4 protein-coding genes are annotated in these 6,785 nt (G+C 44.3%); all 4 read right to left on the reverse strand.

Annotated elements, in window-relative coordinates; all coding sequences use genetic code 11:
• Positions 1 to 197: 197 nt before the first annotated feature.
• The gene (locus PAE54_RS07000) at positions 198 to 2,594 is read right to left on the reverse strand and encodes a YgiQ family radical SAM protein (RefSeq protein WP_326518911.1); all 2,397 of its coding nucleotides are present in this window, start codon (positions 2,592 to 2,594) and stop codon (positions 198 to 200) included.
• Positions 2,595 to 2,785: 191 nt separating this feature from the next.
• The gene (locus tag PAE54_RS07005) at positions 2,786 to 3,982 is read right to left on the reverse strand and encodes an MFS transporter (protein ID WP_326518912.1); all 1,197 of its coding nucleotides are present in this window, start codon (positions 3,980 to 3,982) and stop codon (positions 2,786 to 2,788) included.
• Between the two features lie 104 nt (positions 3,983 to 4,086).
• The gene (locus tag PAE54_RS07010) at positions 4,087 to 5,460 is read right to left on the reverse strand and encodes an MFS transporter (protein ID WP_326518913.1); all 1,374 of its coding nucleotides are present in this window, start codon (positions 5,458 to 5,460) and stop codon (positions 4,087 to 4,089) included.
• A 263-nt stretch (positions 5,461 to 5,723) separates the two neighbouring features.
• Positions 5,724 to 6,191 carry a Cys-tRNA(Pro) deacylase gene (ybaK, locus tag PAE54_RS07015; RefSeq protein WP_326518918.1) on the reverse strand — a complete coding sequence of 156 codons (468 nt, stop codon included), beginning with the start codon at positions 6,189 to 6,191 and terminating at the stop codon, positions 5,724 to 5,726.
• Between the last annotated feature and the right edge of the window lie 594 nt (positions 6,192 to 6,785).

Genomic DNA, 6,785 nt, shown 5'->3' on the forward strand with positions numbered 1-6,785 from the left:
AATATGCAGATTCCCTACCCTGGGAAAATGAATCGTTCTTTATAATCCAGCTTATCCTAATCCGCTGTTTTAAATTCACTCTAACGCAGCCCCTACGGCGGGGCAATCGTTGTACGGATATTTTTACAAAAAACCTCGATCATCTGACCTTTCTTTAGTATTAAAAAAGGATGCCGAAGCATCCTGATCATTTGCACTTAAGCACGAGACTTCGGTTTAGCTTTAGCTTTCGATTGACCAAATGGACGTTTAGCATCACCCGTTTCACGCGGTGGCAAACCCGTATGCTGAGTCAAAATCTGTCCTTTTTGTGGACGATTCGGTTGTCCCTGACGGGTCTGGGCACGTGCAGCATTTGGATTGGTCCGTTTGGCCGAATCACCCGACAGTGTCGAATTTTTCTTACGTGCAGACTTGTATTCGCCTTCACTACCTTTCGGCTGATAGGTCGGGATCAGATGCTGTTTCGAGTTACCAATCAGATCTTCACGGCCCATTTCTTTTAAGGCTTCGCGTAATAATGGCCAGTTGTTGGGATCATGATAACGCAAGAAGGCTTTATGCAGACGACGACGTTTTTCACCCTTCACAATATCGACATCTTCAGTGGTACGCCCCACTTTGGCCAGAGGGTTTTTGCCGGTGTAATACATGGTTGAAGCTGTTGCCATCGGAGATGGATAGAAGGTCTGCACCTGATCGGCACGGAAACCATTCTTTTTCAACCAGACAGCCAGATTCATCATGTCATAATCTGTAGTACCCGGGTGTGCCGCAATAAAGTAAGGAATCAGATACTGTTCTTTGCCTACTTCTTTACTGAAACGATCAAACATCTGTTTGAAACGGTCATAGGTGCCGATCCCAGGCTTCATCATTTTCGATAATGGGCCTTTTTCGGTATGTTCTGGTGCAATTTTCAGATAACCACCAACATGGTGCTGGACCAGTTCTTTGACGTATTCAGGATTCAGTACGGCCAAGTCATAACGTAGACCGGAACCGATCAGGATCTTCTTGATTCCCTTAATGGCACGTGCCTTACGGTACAACTGGGTCAACGGAGCATGATCGGTGTGCAGGTTCTGACACACCCCCGGATAAACGCAGGATGGCTTACGACAGTTCTTTTCAATTTCTGGATCTTTACAATGCAAGCGGTACATGTTGGCCGTCGGCCCGCCAAGATCGGAAATAATACCGGTAAAGCCCGGTGCCGTATCCCGGATCTTTTCCACTTCGCGCAGAATCGATTCTTCTGAACGGTTCTGGATGATACGACCTTCATGTTCGGTAATCGAACAGAAGGTACAGCCGCCAAAACAGCCACGCATAATGTTGACCGAAAACTTGATCATATCAAAAGCCGGGAAACGTGCATTGCCATAAGCAGGATGTGGCAGACGTGCATACGGCAGATCAAACACATAATCCATTTCTTCGGTGGTCAATGGAATCGGCGGTGGATTAATCCAGACATCACGTTCACCATGACGCTGAACCAGCGCACGCGCATTGCCCGGGTTTGTCTCTAAATGTAGAATCCGGTTGGCATGGGCATACAACACCCGATCATTCGCCACTTCTTCGAACGAAGGCAGACGAATCACCGCCAGTTCACGTGGTGGCAGTTTATGTTTGATGGCGCGACTTGCCGCAGGTTGTAACTGCACGATTTGGGTATCAGCATCCAGCTGATCACCTTCCCGCACAATCGGATTCGCTACAATTTCTTTCTGGAAATTCTGATACTGCGTCAGGCTGTTGCCTTTGTCTTTTTCAATTTCACAGCCATCGATGTCTTCCGTCATGACATAAGGATTGATGATCGGATCGACCCGGCCAATAGTATCAACATCGTTTGAAGCAATTTCTACAAACTGTGCTTTGGTCGCACGGTTATGTTTATTGACAATAAAAGCTGTACCGCGCACGTCGGTAATCTGCTGGATCGGTTCACCCTTAGCCAGACGATGCATCACTTCGACAATCGAACGTTCGCCGTTGCCATACATCAGCAAATCCGCTTTTGAATCCATCAAAATGGAACGACGGACTTTATCTGACCAATAATCATAATGGGCGATACGACGCAATGAGCCCTCAATCCCTCCGAGTAACACCGGCACATCGGGATAGGCCTCTCGACAGCGCTGGCAATACACCGTTGCTGCACGGTCTGGACGTTTATTCGGGACATTATCAGGAGAATAGGCATCATCAGAACGGATTTTACGATCTGCCGTATAGCGGTTGATCATGGAATCCATATTGCCGGCCGTTACACCCCAGGCAATTTTAGGCTTGCCCAAAACACGGAAGCTGTCCACATTGGTCCAGTCCGGCTGCGCAATAATCCCCACACGAAAGCCTTGGGCTTCAAGCACGCGGCCGATAATCCCGGAACAAAACGAGGGATGATCGATGTAAGCATCACCACAAACCAAAATAAAATCGCACTCATCCCAGCCAAGCTGATCCATTTCTTCACGCGACATCGGCAAAAATGGCGCAGGATCAAAGCATGACGCCCAATATTTGTCGTAATCAAACAACGCCTTAGGCGCGGTCTGAGGTTTATATGCAGTAGACATGGCTAGCGATTCTCGGCTGGCAAGTGGAAGATCAGAAACGATCAAAATGAAAGTCGATCATTTTACCATGAATTTCACTCAACTGCCCCGATATTAAATCCTGCAAAAATAAGTGCATAACAATTTTATTGTTTATTTTTTCATCTATTTTAAGGCTCAAGAAGCGGATTTTAAGGGCTTCAGCAGGGCAATCATGTGCGTGAACCACGTGCCAAATAGACGGCTAAAAGCAGCCCAAATACCAAAATCAGACTGATTTCAGTCCCGATACCGTGCCAACCAAAATTTTCCCAAACCACACCGCTTGAACTGCCCAGGATACTTGAACCCAAGTAATAACAAAACAAATACAGGGAAGAAGCCACTGCACGGTACTGTACGGCCTGTACCGATACCCAGGCGCTTGCAGTCGAATGTGCCGCGAAAAAGGAAAACGTAAAAATTAGTAAGCCAATAAAAATCAGCCAGATCTGGTTCAGCATCATGATTCCTAGTCCGGCAATCATGCTACACAACATCACTGGCAAAACTTTTTCCCGGCCAAAACAACGCGACCAGGCGGCTGCACGCGGCGAACTATAAATCCCGGCTAGATAAACAATTGAAATCAGTCCAATCCAGGTTTGGCTCAACTGAAAAGGTGCTTCGAGCAGATGGTAACTCATATAATTAAAAATCGTGACGAAGCAGCCCATTAAAATAAAAGCCTGAACAAACAGAATCCGTAATTTCCTATCTGCCAGATTATGGGCAAAGGACTGAATAAAGCGTGAAAAATGCATCGGATAGGCGGAAAAGTGACGCGAATTGGGGAGCAATTTCCAAAAGGCGATTGCCAAGCAGAAATTCAGCAGGCCAATAATCAAGGTAGCTTGTTGCCAACTGAGAAAATCAATCATCACTCCAGCCAACAAACGTCCACTCATGCCCCCTACAGCCGTCCCCGAAATATACAGCCCCATGGCAAAGGCTAAATCTTCACGGGCTATTTCTTCGCCAATATAGGTCATTGCAACTGCAGCGACACCACTGACACATAATCCAATCAACACACGAAAAAGCAGATACAACGGCCACACCTGTACAAAACTGGACAAGATGGTCAGGCTGGAGCAAAGCAACAGTGCCCACAACATAATCGGTTTGCGACCAAAACGGTCTGAAATCATACCCGTGAAAAGCAACCCGACGGCCAGCGCAACCGTTGAAAGAGACAAAGGAAAACTGCTTTGGGTTGGACTGATCTGAAAATATTGGGCAAAAATCGGCATCATCGGCTGTACACAGTACAACACCGAAAACGAAGTAAATCCGGCAAAGAACAGTGCTATCAGAATGGCAGAAAATGCTTTAGAACCACGTGCGATATAGGGAATGGGATCGGACACACAACACTACCTGATAGTCGATGCCGGGTAGTATACGCCCGAAATATACCTTGCGTAAAAAAACAAAAAAGAGCCCGAAGGCTCTTTTGTGAATCAGCAGTAGCTTAGTTCGCTAAAGAACGTTTGCCATCTACACCTGTCGCAACTTGCTCTTGTTTCTTGCTGCCTTCTACAGAAGCCTTCAAGTTCACCATGAAGATTGCCAATGCTGCAATCACACCTGGAATCGCGATCACCAAGAAGTTCATTTGGTGTGGCAATTGGTAAGTCAACAATGCACCAGTTAACACAGGACCTACGATCGCGCCGATACGACCGATACCAGATGCCCAACCCATACCTGTTGAACGTACTGAGGTTGGATAGTATTGTGCAACGAAAGTATACAGCAAGATTTGTGAACCAATCGTTGCAGCACCCGCGATTGCAATCAAAGTGTAAAGTACTGGTTGTGGACTCTTGAATCCAAGCAGAACTAACGCCGCAGCACCCACAACAAACATTGTCGTAATAACAGGTTTCAAGTGGAATTTATCTGCCAACGCACCACCACCAATCGCACCGACCATACCACCGATGTTCAAGGCGAAGAGGAACAGTAAGCTTGCACCCAATGAGTAGCCTGCAGACAACATCAGTTTTGGTAACCAGCTGCCCAGTGCATACACCATCAACAAGCACATGAAGAAGGCAACCCAGAACATGAAAGTACTGAACGCACGACCTTGTTGGAACAGTGCACGTACTGGCGCTTCGTCCCCAGCGATCACTTCATTCAATACCAATTGAGTCTGTGGAGTTACAGTTTGTTCAGGTGCAACTTTACGCAGAATTGCTTTTGCCTGATCATGACGGCCTGATTTTACAAGGAACATCAAAGATTCAGGTAAAAATTTCCAGATCAATGGTAAAGCCAATAAAGGAATACCTGCCAACATGAACATAATTGTCCAGCCGTGATCCGCGACTAACCACTTACCAAGCAATGCAGATGACATACCACCAATCGCATAGCCACTGAACATCAAGGCGACGAGCGTGCTACGAATACGTTTTGGTGCGTATTCAGTCATCAAGGCAACCACGTTTGGCATTACACCACCGATCCCAAGACCTGCGATGAAACGTAAAATACCAAACTCAACTGGATTAGATGCGTAAGCTCCTAAGAACGTGAAGCCACTGAAAAGTGCTACACAGATCATAATAGTCTTTTTACGACCCAATTTGTCGGAAAGGGTACCAAATCCCATGGCACCAAACATCATACCGAACAAGGCACAACTCGCAAGCAAGCCCGCTTGTACAGTTGACAGCGCCCATTCTTGCATCAGCAATGGCAAGGCAACACCATAGATGACCAAATCATAACCATCAAAAATGATAATCAGTAAACACCAGATCAAAACGCTCCAATGAAATGGTGTAAATTTGGCGTGATCAACGACCTCGTTGATATTCAGTTTTTCTTGAGTCATGCTTCACCTCCATCTTGTGAAGACCCATACTTATCTTAGGTCTACACAATACGGACATGCTCAACTAAAGTCCAAAACCGATTTCGCATATGTCTATGCCTTAAAAGTATAGGATATGCAGCTTTTAACGTTTTTTAATATCAAAATGAAATAATGGAAGAATCCACTTTTATAGTTTAAAAATTTAATTAAAATCAATTAAGCATATGATTTTTAATAATTTTACCATTTAAAATCCTAGTAAAACTCTCAACTTTTAAAAATTATATATCCTGAAGGTCTGCAAAACTTGCTTGAGTGAGTCGGGCCAAATCTTGTGGACTGAGGCCAATATCCAGCCCACGCTTTCCACCACTCACATACATTTTGCTAAGGTCTAATGCACTCTGATCAATGACCGTTTTTAAGCGTTTTTTCTGTGCTAATGGACTGATTCCTCCCACCAAATAACCCGTTAAACGCTCAGCATCTTTCATCTCTGCCATTTGTAATTTCTTACAGCTTAAGGCAACTGCGGCTTTTTTCAAGCTCAATTGATGAGCGACAGGAAGGACCATTACATAATAATTTTTATCATCAGTAACCAGCAGTGTCTTGAAGACATCAGTGAGTTTTAAGTTCAATTTCTCAGCCGCTTCAAGTCCAAAATTTTTAATACTGACATCATGCTCATAAGCATGTAGGGAAAATTCAATTTTTTGACTTTTTAATAATTTGGTCGCAGGAGTCATTGTTAAATTTAGTTGCAGCACAATAGCAATAAAAGTACATTAACATACTTTAAAGGTATTTATAAAATAACTAATTACTTTCTTTTTCATCTATTTTTCTAGTGTTCGCTAAGTTGCTTTAAATGTTAATATTTTCCATCACAGGAGGATTTACTCTGTGGTAGATCATTGAATTATTAGACATCGCATAAGATCAAACTAAAAACAAGCCTAGTATGAATCGTACAAGGAATGCAGTTGTCAAAAATTACAATAGCGCCATCAATATAGGCGTTATCATCACAAAAGGTTTCTGCTGAAGCCTCATTCAGCACATGATGACAAGCTCAGATACTAGAAGGTTCTTGCTCCCATTTTCCTATTTTGATTAGTAGTAGACTAATCTCATCTTTATATTTAGACCCATTTCCCCTCACGTTCTAGTTCAATCTAGTCGTGATGCTCAGTAGGCTAAGGTGTGGGTAAAATCTTTTGCATTTTTCACCCGGCAAATAAAAACGCCCTCAGATTTTTCTGAGGGGGTTTTTAGGAATAATGAGCTGGCGATGACTTACTCTCACATGGGTAACCCCACACTACCATCAGCGCGAAGAG

Origin of the sequence: Acinetobacter minutum (genome assembly GCF_035916735.1) — a bacterium.
Lineage (GTDB): Bacteria > Pseudomonadota > Gammaproteobacteria > Pseudomonadales > Moraxellaceae > Acinetobacter.